A 19,012-nucleotide genomic window follows, 5' to 3' on the forward strand; every position below is an offset into this window, starting at 1 on the left:
GCGGCGCCGCGCCATGGGCACAATACCCGAGCGGCGCGGCGTCCGTTTCACTGCGCGATGACAGCGGCCATAACGGCGCGGGTATGGACGAGCTAATGGACGAGTTTATGGACGGCTCGCAAGCCACGCGTCGACTCGGGCGACCGCGTTGCGCATCACGCGTTCGAGCCCTTCGGTTTGCGCCATCTTGCCCCACAGCAGCTTGTCGCTGACGAACGCCTTCACCGGATCGGGCGCCGTGAAAAAGCCGTGCGCGACGGCCGGATCCATCACGCCGTCCTGATACGTATAAGGCAGCTTGCCTTCGTGCCAGCGTTCGAGAAAGCGGAAGAACAGCGCGGGCAGGATGGCGGTCGCTTCGGGATCGGCGTGGCGGGCGAAGCATTCGGACATCGTCGGCGCGATGAAGCCCGGCAGCTTCGAGAAGCCGTCCGCCGCGACGCGCTGATTCGTGTCCTTGATGTACGGGTTGCTGAAACGGTCGAGGACCACATCGCGATAGCGGGCGAGATCGATCGGGCTCGGCGTGAGGCAGGGAATGACGTCGTCGGTGACGTAGGCTTCGGCGAGCGCGCGGATTTCGAGATCCTGCGTGCCCTCGTGGATGTATTGCAGGCCGACGAGCGTGCCCGCCCACGCAATGCAGCTATGGCTCGCGTTGAGAATGCGGATCTTCGCTTCCTCGTAGGGATGCACCGATTCGACCATCTCGGCGCCGACTTTCTCCCACGCCGGCCGCCCGGCGATGAAGTCGTCCTCGATCACCCACTGGATGAACTTCTCGCCCATCACGGGCGCACGATCGTCGATGCCGGTGGCCGCTTTCACGCGCTCGGCCACGTCGGGCGTGGGGCGCGGCGTGATGCGATCGACCATCGAATTCGGGCACGACGTGTTGGCGATCATCCAGTCGCGCAATGCGGTCTCGCCGCGCAACTGCAGGAATTCGAGCATGCCTTTCTTGAAGCGGTCGCCGTTGCTGCGCAGGTTGTCGCAGTTTTGCAGCGAGACGCGGCCCGCGCCGTTTTTCATGCGCGCATCGAGGATCGCGGCGAGCGCGCCGTAGATGGTGGTCTTCGCGCCTTTCAGGTCGGCGGCGAGATCGGCGTTGGCGGTGTCGAGCTTGTCGTGATCGTCGAGGTAATAGCCGCCTTCGGTCACGGTGAACGACACGATCTTGCACGCGGGGTTCGCGCCTGTCGCGATGAGTTCGTCCAGACCGGCGGACCACGGCACGACCTTCCTGATCGCGCGCACGGTTTCATATTCGCGCTCGCCCTTCGGCGTCACGGTTTCGAGCGTGTATTCGCCGTGCTGCGCGGCGAGCGCGTCGAGTACGGCGGTCATGTCGCCGCGAATGTTGCCGACCGCGAGCGACCAGCGTGTATCGCCGGACTCGATGAGCTTGCTCAGGTACCACGCCTGATGCGCGCGATGAAAAGACCCGGCGCCGATGTGCAGGATCACGTTGCCGCTCGCGTTGCTGGTGTCGCTGGTCATGTCGTCTCTTCCTTGGATTTGGCTGTGCGCCCGTTCTTCGCGGACGGCCGTTCGCAACGACGCGCTCGGGCGATCATCGCGGCTAGGTGAGCATTTGCTCTTTTGATGATCGAATGATCTTATCCGCTCGGTCGAAAGTCAAGGCGCGGTGCGTCATGGAGTGCGGCGCAATTCGCGCGTTTTTGGTGGGGATTGCTCAGACAGTCGCGTTGATCATCTGCATTCGGGGGCCGTCGGATAGCGTGCTCTTAACGATAGGCGAGATTTTCGGTCGCCCGTGGAATCCTGAATTCGCGTCGGTCTATTTGCACTGCCCCTGTGCGGGGCGGCACCTACTTTCTTTGCTGCTGCAAAGAAAGTAGGCAAAGAAACAGCTATCCCCATCCAAAGTACTTCACGCCGGCCCCGGCACAGGCGAATTGCCTATGGCACGGCTATAGCCAGCGCCCTCATAGGTCTAATCGGGCTTGGCGCGCGCACGATCTGACTCGCCAAACGTTTCAGGGCGCTGGCTCAGCACGAAAGAGTTCCGGCACAGCGCTGCGCGCTGCCGCTGGGTCTGCAAGGGAAACCGACATGCCGCGTATGCGGTGAGATGGAAGCGTTAGCAAAGAAGCACGCGCCGACCCGATTGACCCGTCGGCCGCGAAGCGGGACGGAGCTTTTTCGTGCTGTGCCAGTTCGTTAAACGGCGCGATGCCACAGTAGGTCCGCGAGCCAAGACCCGATAACCTATGAGGGCACTCGCCACTGCCGTGCCACGGGCAATTCGCCTGTGCCGCGGCCGGCGTGAAGTGCTTTGGATGGGGAGAGCTGTTTCTTTGGTTACTTTCTTTGCAGCAGCAAAGAAAGTGACTGCCGCCCCGCACAGGGGCAACACAAATAGACCGACGCGAACTCAGGATTTCACGAAGGCAAACGCAACCAAGAGCCCCTACCGCCCATGCACCGGATGCGCATCAAACACCGGCCCTTGCACGAAGTGCACATCGAACTGTTGAAGGGCATTGAACTGCGCTTCATCGATGACATTCGAAAAGATGAGCGGAATCTTCAGCCGATGCGCATAGGCCACCAGATGCTTCACCACGGAATCGCGCAAGGCCGCGCCCGCATCCATCTTGATGAAATCCAGCCGTGCCATATCGGATACGGCCATGATCTGCCCGGCGTTGGGCAGGTTGCCCGCCACCTTGAACCCGTAGTGCTGATAGCTCTTGGTGAGATAACCAAGAAACGTCTTGTGCGCGACCGCCGCTGCGGGCAGTTCGATCACCACGCGCGACGGGCTCATCCCGAACTCCGTCAGCACCGATGAAAAGTGGAGTCCGTGGTCGTACTTCACGCTCTTCAACAGCCGTTCGTGCACGCGCAGAAACAAAAGCCCCGGCCGGTGCGGCCCGAAGAAATTGAACGCATGCACCGCGCGTGACAAGCGGTCCAGCGCGACCAGTTCGCGATCGTCTTCCAGTTGCCCGAAGGGATCGCGCGGCGCATCGCCCTGAATGAGCGTGAGCGCCTGCACGCCGAGTTCATCGCCGAAACGCTCCGCGCTCTCGGGCGACGCGCTCAAGGTTTGCGGGAAGCTGTGCGTGCCGACATCGAAGATCGGCTCGTAGGCGCTCGAAATGCACAGATCGCCGTAGCGCGCGACCGCTTCCCCCGCATGCTCGTTCTTCCCGAGTGCGACATGCGCGCCGAGAAACGGATGTTCCGCGGCGCGGGCGACGAGTTCTGGCAACGAAGGGGCGATCATGAAGAGAGCATTCGAGTTCGTGAGGCGTGCCGTACCGGGCGATTGTCATGGGAAACGTCGATGGTATCAGCGCGCAACACCGCGTCCAGCACCAAATTCACATATTGATATGCAGGAACGCGACCGTCGATTAAGGGTTTACGATCAATTTCACTAATCGTAATTGGTTTTACCATGCGTAAATCGAAGAGACGAGGGCACTGCGCGTCGCCTGAGCCGCACATCAAGATCAATCGCCGAGGATTCCGACCATGCCAACGTTCGAGACGCACACGGACGCGAACCAGCACTATCAATCGGGCTTTGCCAACGACTTCGCCACGGAGGCGTTGCCGGGCGCGCTGCCGATCGGCCGCAATTCGCCGCAACGCGCGGCGTACGGCCTGTATGCCGAGCAGATTTCCGGCACGGCGTTCACGGCGCCGCGCGCGCACAACCGCCGGTCGTGGCTCTACCGCATCCGGCCGGCCGCCGTGCACAAGCCGTTCACGCGCATTCCGGCCGAGCAGTTGCGCGCGAAGCTCGTCGCCAATTTCGCGGACGTTCCGCCGACCCCGCCGAATCAACTGCGCTGGGATCCGCTGCCGATGCCCGCCGCGCCCACCGATTTCATCGACGGCTGGGTAACGATGGCCGGCAATGGCGCCGCCGAATCGATGAACGGCTGCGCGCTGCATCTGTACGCGGCGAACCGTTCGATGCAGGACCGCTTCTTCTTCAATGCCGACGGCGAACTGCTGATCGTGCCGCAACACGGGCGGCTTTCGATCCGCACCGAACTCGGTAACGTGGAGATCGAGCCGTATGAAATCGCGGTGATTCCGCGCGGCGTGCGCTTTTGCGTCGACTTGCCGGATGGCGACGCGCGCGGCTATATCTGCGAGAACTTCGGCGCGCTGCTGCAGTTGCCCGATCTCGGTCCGATCGGCTCGAACGGGCTCGCGAATCCGCGCGACTTCCTCACGCCGCACGCCGCATACGAAGACCGCGAAGGCCATTTCGAACTGGTCACGAAGATGAACGGCGTGCTGTGGCGCGCGGATATCGCCCATTCGCCGCTCGATGTCGTCGCGTGGCACGGCAACTACGCGCCGTACAAGTACGACCTGCGCCACTTCAACACCATCGGGTCGATCAGCTACGACCATCCCGATCCGTCGATCTTTCTCGTGCTGCAGTCGCCGAGCGATACGCCGGGCGTCGATACGATCGACTTCGTGATCTTCCCGCCGCGCTGGCTCGCCGCTGAAGATACGTTCCGCCCGCCGTGGTTTCATCGCAATGTCGCGAGCGAGTTCATGGGACTCGTGCACGGCGTCTACGACGCGAAGGCCGAAGGCTTCGTGCCGGGCGGCGCGAGCCTGCACAACTGCATGTCGGGACACGGACCGGACGCGGAGACGTTCGAGAAGGCATCGCGCAGCGATACGACGAAGCCCGCGAAAGTCGGCGACACCATGGCGTTCATGTTCGAGACGCGCACGCTCATCAAGCCGACGCAGTTCGCGCTCGAAACCGCGCAATTGCAGGCGCATTACTACGAGTGCTGGCAAGGCCTCACGAAACACTTCAACCCGGAGCAACGATGAACGACGCGCTGAAGGCCACGCTCGCGCCCACGCTCAAGAGCTGGATCGAATCCGCGAACGATCCCGCGAGCGACTTTCCGATTCAGAACCTGCCGTTCGGCATTTTCAGCGACGCGGTGAATCCGCAGCCGCGCGCGGGCGTCGCGATCGGCGACTGGATCGCCGATCTGGCTGCGCTGGAAGAGGCGCGTCTGATCGATGCGAACGGCACGTTCCGCGCGCCGCGCCTGAACGATTTCATCGCGCTCGGACGCGAGCGGTGGCGCGCGGTGCGTATTGCGCTGAGTGGCCTGTTCGCGCACGGCAATGCCACGTTGCGCGACGACGCCGCGCTGCGCCGCCGCGCGCTCGTACCGCGCACGGATGCGACGATGCATCTGCCCGTCGAGATTCCCGGCTACACGGATTTCTATTCGTCGAAGGAGCATGCGACCAACGTCGGTTCGATGTTCCGCGATCCGAAGAACGCGCTTCTGCCGAACTGGTCGGAGATGCCGATTGGCTATAACGGGCGCGCGTCGTCGGTGGTCGTGAGCGGCACGCCGGTGCGCCGGCCGAACGGGCAACTCAAGCTGCCGGACCAGGAACGCCCGGTGTTCGGCGCGTGCCGCAAGCTGGATATCGAGCTGGAGACGGGCTTTATCATCGGTCGCGGGAATGCGCTCGGCGAGCCGATTGCGTGCGAGGACGCCGAGACGCATATCTTCGGCATGGTGCTGCTGAACGACTGGAGCGCGCGCGATATCCAGCAATGGGAATACGTGCCGCTCGGCCCGTTCAACTCGAAGGGCTTCGCGACGACCATCTCGCCGTGGATCGTCACGCTCGATGCGCTCGAGCCGTTCCGCACCGCGACGCCCGTGCAGGAGCCGCAGCCGCTCGACTATCTGCGTCATGAAGGCGATCACGCGTTCGATATCGAACTGGCGGTTTCGCTGCGCGCCGAAGGTGCACGCAAGCCGACGACCATCGCGCGCACCAACTTCAGGCTGATGTATTGGTCGATGGCGCAGCAGCTTGTGCATCACACGGTGGCGGGCTGCAATACGCGCGTCGGCGATCTGATGGGCTCGGGCACGATCAGCGGCGCGACGCCGGAATCGTGCGGCAGTCTGCTCGAAAGCACGTGGAACGGACAGCGGCCGTTGAAGCTGGAAGAGGGCGGCGAGCGCGCGTTTCTGCAGGACGGCGATGAAGTCACGATCACCGGATGGTGTCAGGGCGAGGGGTATCGCGTCGGGTTTGGAAGCTGCGTCGGGCAGGTGTTGGCGGCGCGGGGGTAAAGGGAAAGGCGGCCGGAGTTCGAATGAGCCGGCATACCGTCAACCATGATCTGCGTCGCGCCGGTCTCAAGCGTTTCCGTACGCGATATAGCTAAGCCCATTGTTCCAGGCGATGTCTGCTGTGCACCATCAGATATCGCCTGGCTTCATGTCGAAGGTCCGCTTCATGCTCTGCGCGGACCACAGCGGCACGCCCTTCGGCTTGCCCGTCGAACCACACATCATCATCGAAAGTGATTGCGCGGATGTGCGATGCCGCAAGGGCGTCGAGGAAGTTTTCTTCATAGCCGCGTCTCAAGGATTTTTTTAAGGCGAATCTGACGGATGACACAGAGCATCCGCTGCACTCCGGCTTATCGAAGATAAAGCACTTCAGCATCCCCGAGTTAGCGCGTCGAGTGTCGTTAATAGTTCGTTCTACTAATTAATCGCCTACCTGTTTTTGTTGGCGGCCAGCGCAACGCCATGCGCGTGAATCACTCCGAAGATGAGAGACGAGGTTTGCACCATCGGCAACATAACCATGTGCGACGCGCGGTCGAACGGCGTGGTCGGGATCGTCCCAGGGCGTGCGCCTGAAGACATCAACGACGGAAACTTTGTTATCAACACTCTCGCCATGCCGCGCAAACGGCGCGGACGTCCTTGGCGGATCGATTAGTCGAGCATAAGCATGGACAGATATTGGAAGCTCAACGCTGCTGCGGTTCCCCCGGTCGCGCCAGACGGCAACACAGGCGGTTATCCGCAAGACGGCGACCCGTCGAGCGGTGTCGGAGGGACAGTTCCGGGCGCGTGGTGGCATTACCTCGTGACCGAGGAGATCCGCAACGCGATTCTTAAGCTCGGGGGGACGCCGGACTATCTGCGAACGGATCAGCTTGGCACGCTCATCGCCGCGCAATTTGGCAGACTGTCTGCGGTGGATTCGATCTCTGCATTGCGCGGACTCGATTCGACTCATGTTACGCGCGCGATCGTGACCGGATATTATGCGCCGCACGACGGCGGTGGCGGCATCTACGAATACGACGCGAGCGACAAGCAAAGCGCGGACAACGGCGGAACCGTGATCGTCGCGAACGATGCCGCTCGGTGGAAACTCTGCTTGAACGGCGACAGCGTGACTGCGCGTCAGTTCGGCTTGAAGGGGGATGGCGTTACGGATGACGCACCCGCTAACCGCCGCTTCCTGACTGCCTGCATGGCGCAGAACCTCAACGCGCAATACACGGACGGGGTTTATCTGTTCGCGACAACGTCGGGAAGCAATAATGTGCTGATTCCTGCTCCGTCAGGGATCGTGATGTACGGCGTAGGCAACGTAATTTTCAAAGCGGCCGACGGATTGAACAGCACGCGCAACTATGGTTTCAATTTCATCGGTCCTGAAGGAAGTACGGCGAGCAACACCGTCAATGGATTGACCGTCCGCAATATCACCTTCGACCACAACGGCGCAAACAACTTGCCGCGAGCCGGGCAGACGCCCAAGAATGCAGCCGTGCTGGTCTTGTACGGAAGCGATATCACGGTGGAGGACTGCGCGACCGTGAACAATCCTGGACGACAAGGCTTTTCGTTCGGCACCGCGGATGCCAACGGCACGCCAACATGCAGCCATATCATGGTGAGGCGCATTCGCGCGCGAAACGTGGCGCAATCCGTGCCGGGAAACACCGTCGCGAGTGATCACTCGACCGTCTATGTCATCGCTCAGGACTTTCACGTCTTCGATGTGACCTGCTGGAACGACTCGCCTTGTAGTGTTTCAACGTGCGTCGAATTTCACGGCAGCTCGGGTCATGTCGACGGAATCCGCGCCTATAACTACGCCCAGCTTGCCAACTTCGCGGCATTGGTCTGCGACACGCACCACACGACGTTCGGCCCCGACCTTCGAGGCGAACAGCTGCTGGGAGGCATTACGTTTTGGTGCGCGGCGGGCCGGATGCTCGACGCGAAGGTCACAGGCGGTTATTTCCGCTTTCGCTATAACGTAGTGTCTTCCTTTAACGCCTTGCAGAATGTCGCAGCCGGAGCGAATTTCTCCCTGTCGTTCTGCAACGTCGATTTCGCGTACGAAGGCGGAGATCAGACGGTCAACATTCCCGCAGGTCTGGCCATCGGGAACTTCAAGCGGCTCGTATTCAATCGCAATCGCGCGCGTGGCATCCTCGGGCGAGCGCTGCAAGTGTCGACGCCGGATACGACCACGCCGGCGTCAATCGAGGCAATCGGCAACGTGTTCGAGGACTGCTCGAACACGACCTTGGGCGGGGGCGCATATAACTCCGCTATCGCGATTGCACCGGCAGCGTGCGTGTTCGATCGCATTTCGATCAGCGGCAACACGGCGAAAAAGTGCAAGACCTATCTCTGGGTTATAACCGACGCGGCGATCACGATCAACGAACTCGAAAGCTTCGACAATATGATCGATGCGAGCATGAAACAAACAGGCTCGATCGGATGGAACAATCCGGTACTCGCGCCCGGAAGTATTCAATTGCGTCATACCGATAACATGCCAGCCGAACCGAGCGTGCGAGCCAGCGTTGGCAGCGTCATTCTCGATGCGACTACAGGCGTGCAATGGGAACGCATCGGCGCGGGAGAGTCGCGTGTCGGTTGGGCCGCGCGCTCCGTCGGCAATGCGCCGCCCACAACGAACTACTGGTCGATCGGTTCTCGCGTGCTGAACGCTGTGCCCGCGACCGGGCAACCGGAAGGCTGGGTATGCGTCACGACGGGCACTCCAGGCACCTGGAAGCCGTTGGCTAACATTCAGTGAGGATGCGTCGAATCATGGCGCTACCGGAAGTCAAACACGGCGCCTGACGCGCCCGCCGTGCCCGAAACGAACGCGAGCGGCTTCCATTGTGATGGGAAGCCGCTCGCGTTGACATCACAGTTCTCCGGGGCGCGTGGCGGCATCACTGAAATGACGAAGCTTGCCCGCCGAATTCAGTCGCCGTCAGCGCGCCACCCGCCGCTCCCACCACACCGCCACCAAAAACGCACAAGCCGCCGCCGTCAACACGCCGATCAACGCATCCGCCCCGACGCGTTGCATCAACGTCCCCGCAACGATCGGCCCGCCGAAACTCGCGGCGCTCCACGACGTACCGACGATCGCCGTCGCCGAAACCAGCGACGGCCCGCGAAAGCGCTCGCCGCACGCAACGATCGACAACGTATAGACACTGCCCGCCGCCGCGCCGATCACGAACAGCAGCGGCCAGCACAGCCACGGATACGCGACCGCCCACGGCAAAAACGGCAACAGCAGCGCGACGACGACGCCCGCGCCCGCATGCACCTTCGCGCGCCCGATGCGGTCGGCGAGCCAGCCGATGGGAAACTGCATCGTCGTGTCGCCGAACAGGATCGCGGATGCGAACAGCACGCCGACAGACTCGGCGACGCCGTGCGACATCGCGAAGAGCGGCATCAGCGAGAGCGCGAGCGTATCGAAGAGCGCAAAGAAGCCCGTGCCGATCACGAGCGCCGGCATGCGCGGCAGCACCTGGCGCCAGTCGCCATGTTCGCTTTCACCTTCGTCGGAAGCGAGCGACTGCGGCGTGCCGCGTATCGATGCAAGCGCGGGCAACGCCAGCAGAAAAATCGCGCCGCAGATCGCGAAGCGCATCGACGGCAGTCCGCCGATCGCGCTGACGAGTACCGGCCCCATCATCTGGAAAAGTGTGAAGTTGGTCGCATAGATGGCGACGACGCGGCCGCGCGTGGTGTCGTCGGCGAGTTGCGTGACCCATGCCTCGCCGATCGTGAAGAGCAGCATCAGCGCGGCGCCGAACAGCACGCGCAACACAGCCCACAGCCACAGACTCAGCGTGAATTGCATCGCGATGGTCGCGAGCGCCGCGACGAGCACCGTCACGACGATCGTCTCGCGCGCACCCCAGCGCGCCGCGACCCGGCTCGCGAACGGCGCGACGGCCAGGCCGCCGCCGGCCTGCATCGCCGTCATCAGGCCGACGATGTCGCTGCCGTAGCCCGCCTGCGTGAGCGCGAGCGCCGTGAGCGGCAACGTCGCGCCGAGCCCCAGGCCGACCACCGCGACGCTCAGGATCAGCGCGAGAAAATCGCGCGACAGAATGCGCTTCATGCACCGCACCGCATCGGAACGCTCAGGCCGCTCAGACCGATCAGGCGGCTCAGGCGGCTTGTCCGATCGACATGCGGCGCGCGCGTTTGTCGAGCGTCGCCGATACGAGCGTCAGCCCGAACGCGCTCATCGCCATCAGAATGCCGACCCAGGGCAGCGACGTGAGCGGGGCGCCCGCGCCGATCACGCAGCCGCCGAGCCACGCGCCGGTCGCGTTGCCGAGGTTGAACGCGCCCTGATTCAGCGTGGACGCGAGATTCGGCGCATCGCTCGCGCGATTGACGATCAAAATTTGCAGCGGCGGCACGATCGCGAAGGCGAGCACGCCCCAGAAGAAGATCGTGATCATCGCCGGGATGGGCTCGTGCATCGTGCCCGCGAAGATCGTCAGAATGACGACGATCGCCAGCAGAAACGACAGCAGCGAGCGCAGCAGCTTCCAGTCGGCGAGCTTGCCGCCGAGCGTGCTGCCGACCGTGAGGCCGAGACCGAACAGCAGCAGCACATAAGTGACCGCGTGCGGCGAAAAGCCCGTGACGTCTTCGAGGATCGGCGTGATATACGTGAACACCGAGAACAGACTAGCCGACGCGAGCACGCTGATGCCGAGCACCATCAACACTTGCGGGTTCTTGAGCACGTCGAATTCGCGCAGGATGCTGGTGTCGCGCATCTCGATATGTTTCGGCAGGCACACGGCGAGCGCGCCCGCCGCCGCCACGCCGATCAGCGTGACGACCCAGAAGGTCGAGCGCCAGCCCGCCGCCTGGCCGAGCGCGGTGCCGAGCGGCACGCCGAGCACGTTGGCGAGCGTGAGTCCGGTGAACATCAGCGCAATGGCCTGCGCGCGGCGGTTGGGCGCGACGAGATCGGCGGCGACCACCGAGCCGATGCCGAAGAACGCGCCGTGACAAAACGCAGTGACGATGCGCGCGCCCATCAGCACCCAGTAGTTGGGCGCGAGCGCGCACAGCAGATTGCCGACGATGAACACGGCAATCAGGTTCATCAGCGCCTTCTTGCGCGGCATCTTCGCGGTGACGACGGCGAGAATCGGCGCGCCGACGGTGACGCCCAGCGCATAGCCGGATACCAGCATGCCTGCCGCCGGAATCGACACGGCGAGATCGCGCGCGACGTTGGGCAGCAGCCCCATGATGACGAACTCGGTCGTGCCGATGCCGAATGCGGCAATAGCGAGTGCGAAGAGAGGCAAAGGCATGGCGGAGGGCGACGATGTGTCACGCCAGGTCGCGCGTCGTCGGATTGAACGACGCAGGCGCCGAGGCGGAGTGGAAGGCTCGGATTGTACAGAAAGGTATTTTTTGATGCTGGTACAAACCCTTATGACAGCCGGCCCGCGCTATGCATTGCCGGAACGGATATTCTTGCGGACGCAATAGCCGCGCACGAGTCTTGCCCGCGCCGTGCCGTCATGCGTCAGATGTTTCCGGTAACAGGCTCGTCGGCGCGCGTTCGTTGCGCATCGCGGGCAATGGCCGGTGTTGGGAAAACGCAGCACAATCGCATGAGAAACTGCAGCACTAATCGAACGAAGATGTCCCTGATCAAAAATATCCTCCGCACCGCGCTCGCTTCCGCGATCCTGTTCGCCACCCTCGCGCACGCCCAGAGCGACGCCGCAGGTCCCATCGTCACGAAGGCGGGCACGCTCAACTTTCTGCGCGACGAATCCGGCATGGCGGCGCTCATCGACACGCAGGTGTTTGATCGCTTCGACGCGAAGCGCATCGCACATTTCGACGACGCATCGGGCGCGAATGGCGCCGTCGCGCGCATGCTCGTGCAGTCCGATACCGGCCCGGTGCTGTATGACTTCCGCCGCAATCCGCCGCTCGTGCAGCGCGTGGGTCAGCGCATGACGGTGAAGCGCGTGTTCTGGCAGGGCGACGAAGTGGTGATGCAGTCGAATCTCGGCTGGTTCGGCTTCCAGCGCGGCAAGCTCACGAAGCTGCAATCGTCGACGACGATCTACCACTGAGCGGAAACACGCGTTCGCCCGCGATCACATAGACGGATTCGCCGCGCACGTTGCCGTTCACTTCGAAACCGCCGGTGAACGCGCCGAAAGCGGGCAGCACGCCCGCGCGCGGCCCGAAGCGAAAGCACGGCAAGCGCACGCTGTCGCGGCGCGTCGCGAGCCGGTAGACCGGATGCTCGTGACCGGCGAGGGCATACGCGCCTTCCGCCGTCTGCGGATGATGGCACAGCGCCCACGGTCCCAGCCGATGCGGCTCCTTCACGACATCGACGCCGAATGCGGCAGGCAGCGCGCCCGCGTGCCGGTCGTGATTGCCTTCGACCAGCACGAGCCGCAACGCGCGATGCTGCGCGCGCCACGCGGCGAGCGCGTCGAGCGTTTCATCGGCGTGGGATTCGCGCGCGTGCAGCAGATCGCCGAGAAAGACGACCGACTCCGGCCGATGCATCGCGACGAGCGCGCCCAGCCGCGCAAGCGTCTCGCCGGTCGTGCCGGCGGGCACCGGAATGCCGCGCGCGCGGAACACGGCGTCCTTGCCGAAGTGCGCATCGGCGATGAACAACGTTTTGAGGAGCGGATCGAAGGCCGCGCGCTCGGAAGAGAGCATCAGCGCGTGGCCGTTCACTTCGATGGTCAGTGCCTCGATGGACATGGTGGATGGCCGTTTATGTCGTCGCCGCCTTTTCCAGATCCGCGAGCATGCGCCCGACGCGATCCGACAGCTTCTCCGTGCTCACTTTCTCCCGCAGCCGCGCGACGATCAGCGGAAACGCGAACGGCGTCGGCTTCTTCGGATGCCTCAGCGCGAGCCGGCTTTCGTTCATGCGTTCGAGCGCCGCGCGGATGCGCCCGAGTTCCAGTTCCTGCAACATCACTTCCTGATCGGCCTGGGACAGCAGCAGATTGGCGCTGTCGTGCTTGCGAAACACTTCATAGAACAGGCCGCTCGACGCCTGCAACTGCCGCGCGCTTTTTTGCTGTCCCGGATGGCCCTGATAGATCAGGCCCGCCACGCGCGCGATCTCGCGAAAGCGCCGCGCTGAAAGCTCGGATGCGTTCAGGCTGGCGAGAATATCGTGTTCCAGATTCTCCGGCGAAAACAGCCCTTCTTCGATGAGCGTCTCCCAGTCGAACGGCTGCGCCGACAACAATTCGAAGCCGTAATCGTTCATCGAAATGGAGAAGGTGCCGGGCCGGTCGCGAGCGGCGCGCCAGCCGATCAGCGAACCCAGTCCGATATGCGCCATGCGTCCGGCGAACGGATAGCAGAAGAAATGATGCCCCTCGCGCGAGCGCACGAGTTCGACCACCAGCACGCCCGGCCCCGGCAGCGCGGACCACTTCGCCTGCAGGTCGAGCAGCGGTTTGACGGCGCGCATTTCGGGCTCGTCGAAGATGCCGTCGTTGGCGCGCGCGAGCATCACGAGCGCGGCATCCGCCAGTTCCGACGACAGCGGCATCTTGCTGCCCGCCCATTGCGGCATCGCGCCGCGCGAGGAGGTCGCGCGCTTCACGTATGCGGTCATATCGCGCACACGGATGAGTTCGAGCGTGCGTCCGCCGAACGTGAAGACATCGCCGGGCTTCAGACGCGAGATGAACGATTCCTCCATCGCGCCAATGCGCCCGCCCGTCATATACGCGACGCTGATGGTCGCGTTTGCCACGATCGTCCCGACGTTGTTGCGATGCCTGCGCACGAGATCCTCGCGCGGCACGCGATACATGCCGTCATCGTCTTTCACGACGCGATGAAAATCCGGATACGCCGCAAGCGACGTCCCGCCGCGCTCGACGAACGCCAGCGCCCAGTCGAACTCGGCTTGCGTGAGATCGCGATAAGCGTAGGCCGTGCGCACTTCGCCGATCATCTCGCCGGGTTCGAAGCCGCCGCCGATCGCCACGGTCACGAGATGCTGCACGAGCACGTCGAGCGGCTTGAGCGGCATCTCGCGGCCTTCGATGCGGCGCTCGCCGATGGCCCATCGCGCCGCCGCCGCCTCGACGAGTTCGAGCGCGTGCGTCGGCACGATGGTCACGCGCGAGGCACGGCCCGGCGCGTGACCCGAGCGGCCCGCGCGCTGCATGAGCCGCGCGACGCCCTTCGGCGAGCCGATCTGGAACACGCGGTCGACCGGCAGGAAATCGACGCCGAGATCGAGACTCGACGTGCAGACAACCGCCTTCAGTTGCCCGTTCTTGAGTCCGAGTTCGACCCAGTCGCGCACTTCCTTGTCGAGCGAGCCGTGATGCAGCGCGAGCAGGCCCGCCCATTCCGGGCGCAGTTCGAGCAGCGCGCGATACCAGATTTCGGATTGCGAGCGCGTGTTCGTGAAGACGAGCGAGCTTTGCGCATGTTCGATTTCATCGGCGACGGGGCCGACCTGGCGCACGCCGAGATGTCCGCCCCACGGAAAACGCTCGATCGTCTCCGGAATCAGCGTATCGACGACGAGTGTTTTCGGCTGCGCGCCGCGCACGACCACGCGCGGCGTCCGCACGGGATGAAGCAGCGCGTCGTGCGCGAGCGCGAGATTGCCCAGCGTGGCAGAGAGCCCCCAGATTTGCAGATCGGGACGCCAGCGCGCGAGGCGGGCGAGCGCCAGTTGCGTCTGCGTGCCGCGCTTGTTGCCGAGCAACTCGTGCCATTCATCGACGACGACCAACCGCACGCGCGACAAATCCTCGCGGGCGTTTGCGCGCGTCAACATCAGCGTGAGGCTCTCGGGTGTCGTCACGAGCGCGGAGGGCATGCGGCGGCTCTGACGGGCGCGTTCCGTCGATGATGTGTCGCCCGTGCGCAGCCCGACCGTCCACGGCACCGACAGTGCGCTGACGGCGGCCTGCAGCGCGCGGGCGGTGTCGGCGGCGAGTGCGCGCATCGGCGTGATCCATAGCACGGTGAGCGGCGCGGGCAACGCGTTGCGCTTGGGCGGCGTATCCGGGTGGGCAGGGGCAGCGTAAGCGGCGAGTGCGCCGAGCCAGACCGCCCAGGTTTTGCCTGCGCCGGTCGTCGCGTGCAAGAGGCCGCTCGCGCCGGATTCGATCGCGCGCCACGCCTCGCGCTGAAACTCGAACGGCTGCCAGCCGCGTGCATCGAACCAGCGCGCGATGCGCTCGTCGATGTGTTTCGCCGCTTCGTTCTCGTCGTAGGCGAGCGGCGCGGGCGTGAAAAGTTCGGCGGCCGCGTCGAGCTTCGCCTGCGCGGCGCGCGTGCGCGGCACACGACGCGGGCGCGGACGCGGCGTGCGCCGCCCTTCCTTGTCCGCCTCGGGCGCGCTCATGCCGTCGCCTCGTTCAGAAAGCCCTTGAGCATGTCGAGCGTGTCGGCGTCGTCGATGGCCTTGTCCGTGCGCCAGCGCAGCATGCGCGGAAAACGCACCGCAATGCCCGACTTGTGCCGCGGGCTCGCCTGAATGCCCTCGAAGCCGATTTCGAAGACGAGCGTCGGCGTGACGCTGCGCACCGGCCCGAATTTCTCGATGGTCGTCTTGCGCACGACGGCATCGACCTGACGCATTTCTTCGTCGGTGAGGCCGGAATAGGCCTTGGCGAACGGCACCAGCGTGCGCACGCCGTCGGCTTCGTCCCATACGGCGAAGGTGAAATCCGTGTAGAGGCTCGCGCGCCGGCCGTGGCCGCGTTGCGCGTAGAGCAGCACGGCGTCGATCGAATACGGATCGATCTTCCACTTCCACCACGTCCCCGACGCCTTCGTGCGGCCGACGCCGTACATCGACGCGCGCTCCTTGAGCATCAGCCCCTCGACGCCGCGCGCGCGGCTTTCGTCGCGCAACGCGGCAAGCGTGGGCCAGTCCGGTGCGACGACCATCGGCGAGACGCGCAGCAAGTCCATCGCGAGCGAGGTGGACAGTGCTTGCGCGAGCGCGTCGAGCCGCGCCCGGCGCGCATGCAGCGGCTCGGTGCGCAGATCGCGGCCGTTTTCTTCGAGCAGGTCGTAGGCGAGCAGCGCGGCGGGCGAATCGGCGAGCACCTTCTTCGTGAGCGACTTGCGCGTGATGCGCGGCTGCAGGCGAGCGAACGGCAAGGGCGCGGCGCCGCCCGGCTCCCACGCGAGAATTTCCCCGTCGATGACCGTGCCGTCGGGCAGCGCCGCGCCCAGGCTCGCCAGCTCCGGAAAGCGTTCGGTGACGAGATCCTCGCCGCGCGACCAGATCCACACGCGGCCCGCGCGCTTGACGATCTGCGCGCGAATGCCGTCCCACTTCCATTCGGCGATCCAGTCCGCGGGCGAGCCGAGCGTCGCCGGATCGGCCTGCAACGGATGCGCGAGAAAGAACGGATAGGGCAGGCCGATATCGCTTTCGTGCGGCGTGTCGATGTCGTCGCCTTGCGCTTCCGGCGCGATCAGCCGCAGATAGCGCGCGGCGCTCGGCGCCTGGCGCGAATCCGTCCAGCCGACCATGCGTTGCGCGATGCGCTTGTGATCGACGCCCGCGACCACGGCCAGCGCGCGCACCACGAGCTGCCGCGCAACGCCAACTCTAAAGCCGCCGCCGATCAGCTTCGTGAGGAGAAAACGCTCGCTCCAGTTCAGTTCGTCCCAATAGCTCAGCAGCCGCTCGCGCAATTCGGCGGGGCTCGCGCCGCGCAGCGTCAGCACGCGTTCCTCGATCCATTGCGCGAGCCCCAGCGACGATTCGCCCGACGCCGGCGGCAGCACATGCGCGATGGTTTCGGCGAGATCGCCGACCGCCTGATACGACTCGTCGAAGAGCCATTCCGGCAGGCCCGCGCGCTCGCGCGCGAGTTCCGTGAGCTGGCGCGTCGGCACCGACTGGCGCGGCTTGCCGCCGGCGAGAAAGTACGACGCCCACGCCGCGTCTTCCGGCTCCGCGCCCGAGAAATACGCGATCAGCGCTTCGAGTTTTTCGTTGGTCGACGTGGTCGCGTCGAGCGCGGTGTAGAGCGTCGCGAAGCGTCTCATTGCGCGGCGGGCTCGGTGGCTTGCGGGACATTTTCGGCGGCGTCGGCTTCGATCGCATCGTCGCCATATTCGGTGCGGAACGCGCCGGCATCCAGCCCTTGCTCGGTGAGCCAGCGGACCATCGGCTCGATCTGGCCATGCGTGACGATCACCCGTTCCGCACCGCTCGCGCCGATGGCCAGTTGCAGGCCCGGCCAGTCCGCGTGATCGGACAGCACGAAGCCGCGATCGACGCCGCGCCGCCGCCGCGTGCCGCGCAGCCGCATCCAGCCGGAGGCGAAGGCGTCGCTGTAATCGCCGAAACGGCGCATCCACGTGCTGCCTTGCGCGGACGGCGGCGCCACGATCAGCGCGCCCTTGAAGACCGCTTTGTCTTTGGCGGCGATGTCGCTGACGAGCCGCGTCGGCGGCAGCGCGACCCCGGACTCGCGATACGCGCGATTGAGCGGCTCGACCGCGCCGTGGCAGAAGATCGGACCGATGGCGGCGTCGATGCCCGCGAGCACACGCTGCGCCTTGCCGAACGAATAGCAGAAGAGCACCGATGCGCGGCCCTGGCTCGCGTTGTGCCGCCACCAGGAATCGATGCCGCCGAAGACCTCGCGCGAACTGTCCCAGCGATAGATCGGCAAGCCGAACGTCGACTCCGTGATGAAGGTGTCGCAGCGCACGGGTTCGAAGGGCGCGCAGGTCGGATCGGGCTCGACCTTGTAGTCGCCGGACGCAACCCACACGCGTCCCTTGTACTCGACACGCACCTGCGCCGAGCCGAGCACATGCCCGGCCGGATGCAGCGATACGCGCACGCCGTGCACATCGATGGCTTCACCATAGGCGAGCCCTTGCACGTCGATGCCGGGCAGACGCGAGCGCAGCACGCCGAGACCTGCCTCGGCCGCGAGATAGTGCGCGTGACCGAAGCGGGCGTGATCGGCGTGCGCATGCGTGATGACCGCGCGCTCGACCGGCCGCCACGGATCGATATAAAAGTTGCCCGGGCCGCAGAACAGTCCCTCGGGACGCGCGACGATGAGATCGGAAGTGTTCACGTTTTGTTTGCCCGGTGTGCATGACGGTTCGCGCCATTGCGTCCGGTGCTGTCCACCTGAGTGTTCGATTCAGGCAACAAAAGCACGGCACGTGCCCGTCATGGCGCTTTCACGATGAACGGCTAGGGTGTAAAAGTTTAATTGGCCTGAGCGTTTGCTGGCGTAGTGCGCTCAGGACCGTTTTGAGGCCGTTTGCTTGCGAAACACGCGCGCACGGGGCGCGCGCGCCGCAGTCTTCTTCCGATACCGATCATGGACACGATGGTTGCGCCGACCGCCGCAGAAGCGGTCTGGATCGTCAGGCTCCAGAGCCATCCACAGTATGACTTCGTGCGCCTGAAGCGGGTGTTCACCGACTTTGGTTCGCGTCATCAGGTCGTGCTGGTCGACGTCGGCAAACTGCTTGCATGCGCCAATCGCGACGACACCGACTACGTGCTCAAGGCCGTCGACGACTGGCACGCGGGCAAGGTGCGCGGCATCCGCGAGTTTCTGGACCCGGATAATCCGCGCGTGCCGGAAATGCCCTACGTGACCATCAACGTGCGACGCTCGGCGGGTTTTCTTGGGCTGCTCGGCGTGCATCGGGAAGGGGTCGTCGCGTTTCGCAACGGGCAGCATCGTGCGCGTTACATGGCGCATGCCGGCGCGCTGTGCATGCCGGTCGAGGTGCATGAACGCGAGGCGTCGCTGCTGCGCGAGATGTGCGCGGCACCGGATGCGACCGGCGCCGATTACGGCGAAACCTGAGCGCGC

Annotated in this window: 14 protein-coding genes; 5 read left to right on the forward strand and 9 right to left on the reverse strand. The window is 64.5% G+C overall.

What is annotated here, in order from left to right; all coding sequences use genetic code 11:
• Nucleotides 1-105: 105 nt before the first annotated feature.
• Nucleotides 106-1,500, reverse strand: a complete 1,395-nt coding sequence (gene dalD, locus BRPE64_RS02575) for a D-arabinitol 4-dehydrogenase (protein WP_016344455.1) — start codon at nucleotides 1,498-1,500, stop codon at nucleotides 106-108.
• 934 nt (nucleotides 1,501-2,434) lie between these two features.
• A complete protein-coding gene (locus BRPE64_RS02585; protein ID WP_016344456.1) occupies nucleotides 2,435-3,256 on the reverse strand; it encodes an EAL domain-containing protein in 822 nt (273 codons plus the stop codon).
• 251 nt (nucleotides 3,257-3,507) lie between these two features.
• Between BRPE64_RS02585 and hmgA the strand changes: the two genes are divergently transcribed.
• Nucleotides 3,508-4,845 carry a homogentisate 1,2-dioxygenase gene (hmgA, locus tag BRPE64_RS02590; RefSeq protein ID WP_016344458.1) on the forward strand — a complete coding sequence of 446 codons (1,338 nt, stop codon included), beginning with the start codon at nucleotides 3,508-3,510 and terminating at the stop codon, nucleotides 4,843-4,845.
• Entirely contained in the window at nucleotides 4,842-6,128 is a 1,287-nt protein-coding gene (gene fahA / locus BRPE64_RS02595) for a fumarylacetoacetase (RefSeq protein ID WP_016344459.1), read from the forward strand. The genes hmgA and fahA overlap by 4 nt, the downstream gene beginning before the upstream one ends.
• Before the next feature lie 129 nt (nucleotides 6,129-6,257).
• Here fahA and BRPE64_RS34040 read toward each other — a convergent pair whose 3' ends face one another.
• A complete protein-coding gene (locus tag BRPE64_RS34040) occupies nucleotides 6,258-6,413 on the reverse strand; it encodes an acetyl-coenzyme A synthetase (protein WP_016344460.1) in 156 nt (51 codons plus the stop codon).
• Between the two features lie 388 nt (nucleotides 6,414-6,801).
• Here BRPE64_RS34040 and BRPE64_RS02605 point away from each other — a divergent pair, with 388 nt between their 5' ends.
• Complete coding sequence (locus BRPE64_RS02605) at nucleotides 6,802-8,922, forward strand: hypothetical protein (RefSeq protein WP_044041166.1); 2,121 nt, start codon at nucleotides 6,802-6,804, stop codon at nucleotides 8,920-8,922.
• 183 nt (nucleotides 8,923-9,105) lie between these two features.
• Here BRPE64_RS02605 and BRPE64_RS02610 read toward each other — a convergent pair whose 3' ends face one another.
• Complete coding sequence (locus BRPE64_RS02610) at nucleotides 9,106-10,257, reverse strand: MFS transporter (protein ID WP_016344462.1); 1,152 nt, start codon at nucleotides 10,255-10,257, stop codon at nucleotides 9,106-9,108.
• Nucleotides 10,258-10,306: 49 nt separating this feature from the next.
• A complete protein-coding gene (locus BRPE64_RS02615) occupies nucleotides 10,307-11,479 on the reverse strand; it encodes an MFS transporter (RefSeq protein WP_016344463.1) in 1,173 nt (390 codons plus the stop codon).
• A gap of 336 nt (nucleotides 11,480-11,815) precedes the next feature.
• On the opposite strand from BRPE64_RS02615, the gene BRPE64_RS02620 reads away from it, so the two are divergent.
• Nucleotides 11,816-12,259: a hypothetical protein gene (locus BRPE64_RS02620; RefSeq protein ID WP_016344464.1), complete on the forward strand. Its 444-nt coding sequence runs from the start codon at nucleotides 11,816-11,818 to the stop codon at nucleotides 12,257-12,259.
• Here BRPE64_RS02620 and pdeM read toward each other — a convergent pair.
• The 4 genes from pdeM to BRPE64_RS02640 are packed head-to-tail and all read right to left on the reverse strand — an operon-like array spanning nucleotide 12,222 to nucleotide 18,256.
• Nucleotides 12,222-12,911: a ligase-associated DNA damage response endonuclease PdeM gene (gene pdeM / locus BRPE64_RS02625; protein ID WP_016344465.1), complete on the reverse strand. Its 690-nt coding sequence runs from the start codon at nucleotides 12,909-12,911 to the stop codon at nucleotides 12,222-12,224. The genes BRPE64_RS02620 and pdeM overlap by 38 nt on opposite strands.
• Nucleotides 12,912-12,924: 13 nt before the next feature.
• On the reverse strand, nucleotides 12,925-15,543 hold the full coding sequence (locus tag BRPE64_RS02630; protein WP_016344466.1) for a ligase-associated DNA damage response DEXH box helicase: 2,619 nt from the start codon (nucleotides 15,541-15,543) through the stop codon (nucleotides 12,925-12,927).
• Nucleotides 15,540-17,207: an ATP-dependent DNA ligase gene (locus BRPE64_RS02635; protein WP_016344467.1), complete on the reverse strand. Its 1,668-nt coding sequence runs from the start codon at nucleotides 17,205-17,207 to the stop codon at nucleotides 15,540-15,542. Before BRPE64_RS02635 ends, BRPE64_RS02630 begins: the two co-directional genes overlap by 4 nt.
• A complete protein-coding gene (locus BRPE64_RS02640; RefSeq protein WP_016344468.1) occupies nucleotides 17,204-18,256 on the reverse strand; it encodes a ligase-associated DNA damage response exonuclease in 1,053 nt (350 codons plus the stop codon). Before BRPE64_RS02640 ends, BRPE64_RS02635 begins: the two co-directional genes overlap by 4 nt.
• Before the next feature lie 252 nt (nucleotides 18,257-18,508).
• On the opposite strand from BRPE64_RS02640, the gene BRPE64_RS02645 reads away from it, so the two are divergent.
• Complete coding sequence (locus BRPE64_RS02645; RefSeq protein ID WP_016344469.1) at nucleotides 18,509-19,006, forward strand: plasmid fertility inhibition factor family protein; 498 nt, start codon at nucleotides 18,509-18,511, stop codon at nucleotides 19,004-19,006.
• The last annotated feature ends 6 nt before the right edge of the window (nucleotides 19,007-19,012 follow it).

The sequence above is a fragment of the Caballeronia insecticola genome (assembly GCF_000402035.1).
GTDB lineage: Bacteria > Pseudomonadota > Gammaproteobacteria > Burkholderiales > Burkholderiaceae > Caballeronia > Caballeronia insecticola.

What these genes read in the sequence shown, in the direction of transcription:
- dalD (WP_016344455.1), bottom strand. Translation starts at nt 1,500, where the DNA reads ATGACCAGCGACACCAGCAACGCGAGCGGCAACGTGATCCTGCACATC.
- BRPE64_RS02585 (WP_016344456.1), bottom strand. Translation starts at nt 3,256, where the DNA reads ATGATCGCCCCTTCGTTGCCAGAACTCGTCGCCCGCGCCGCGGAACAT.
- hmgA (WP_016344458.1), top strand. Translation starts at nt 3,508, where the DNA reads ATGCCAACGTTCGAGACGCACACGGACGCGAACCAGCACTATCAATCG.
- fahA (WP_016344459.1), top strand. Translation starts at nt 4,842, where the DNA reads ATGAACGACGCGCTGAAGGCCACGCTCGCGCCCACGCTCAAGAGCTGG.
- BRPE64_RS34040 (WP_016344460.1), bottom strand. Translation starts at nt 6,413, where the DNA reads ATGAAGAAAACTTCCTCGACGCCCTTGCGGCATCGCACATCCGCGCAA.
- BRPE64_RS02605 (WP_044041166.1), top strand. Translation starts at nt 6,802, where the DNA reads ATGGACAGATATTGGAAGCTCAACGCTGCTGCGGTTCCCCCGGTCGCG.
- BRPE64_RS02610 (WP_016344462.1), bottom strand. Translation starts at nt 10,257, where the DNA reads ATGAAGCGCATTCTGTCGCGCGATTTTCTCGCGCTGATCCTGAGCGTC.
- BRPE64_RS02615 (WP_016344463.1), bottom strand. Translation starts at nt 11,479, where the DNA reads ATGCCTTTGCCTCTCTTCGCACTCGCTATTGCCGCATTCGGCATCGGC.
- BRPE64_RS02620 (WP_016344464.1), top strand. Translation starts at nt 11,816, where the DNA reads ATGTCCCTGATCAAAAATATCCTCCGCACCGCGCTCGCTTCCGCGATC.
- pdeM (WP_016344465.1), bottom strand. Translation starts at nt 12,911, where the DNA reads ATGTCCATCGAGGCACTGACCATCGAAGTGAACGGCCACGCGCTGATG.
- BRPE64_RS02630 (WP_016344466.1), bottom strand. Translation starts at nt 15,543, where the DNA reads ATGAGCGCGCCCGAGGCGGACAAGGAAGGGCGGCGCACGCCGCGTCCG.
- BRPE64_RS02635 (WP_016344467.1), bottom strand. Translation starts at nt 17,207, where the DNA reads ATGAGACGCTTCGCGACGCTCTACACCGCGCTCGACGCGACCACGTCG.
- BRPE64_RS02645 (WP_016344469.1), top strand. Translation starts at nt 18,509, where the DNA reads ATGGACACGATGGTTGCGCCGACCGCCGCAGAAGCGGTCTGGATCGTC.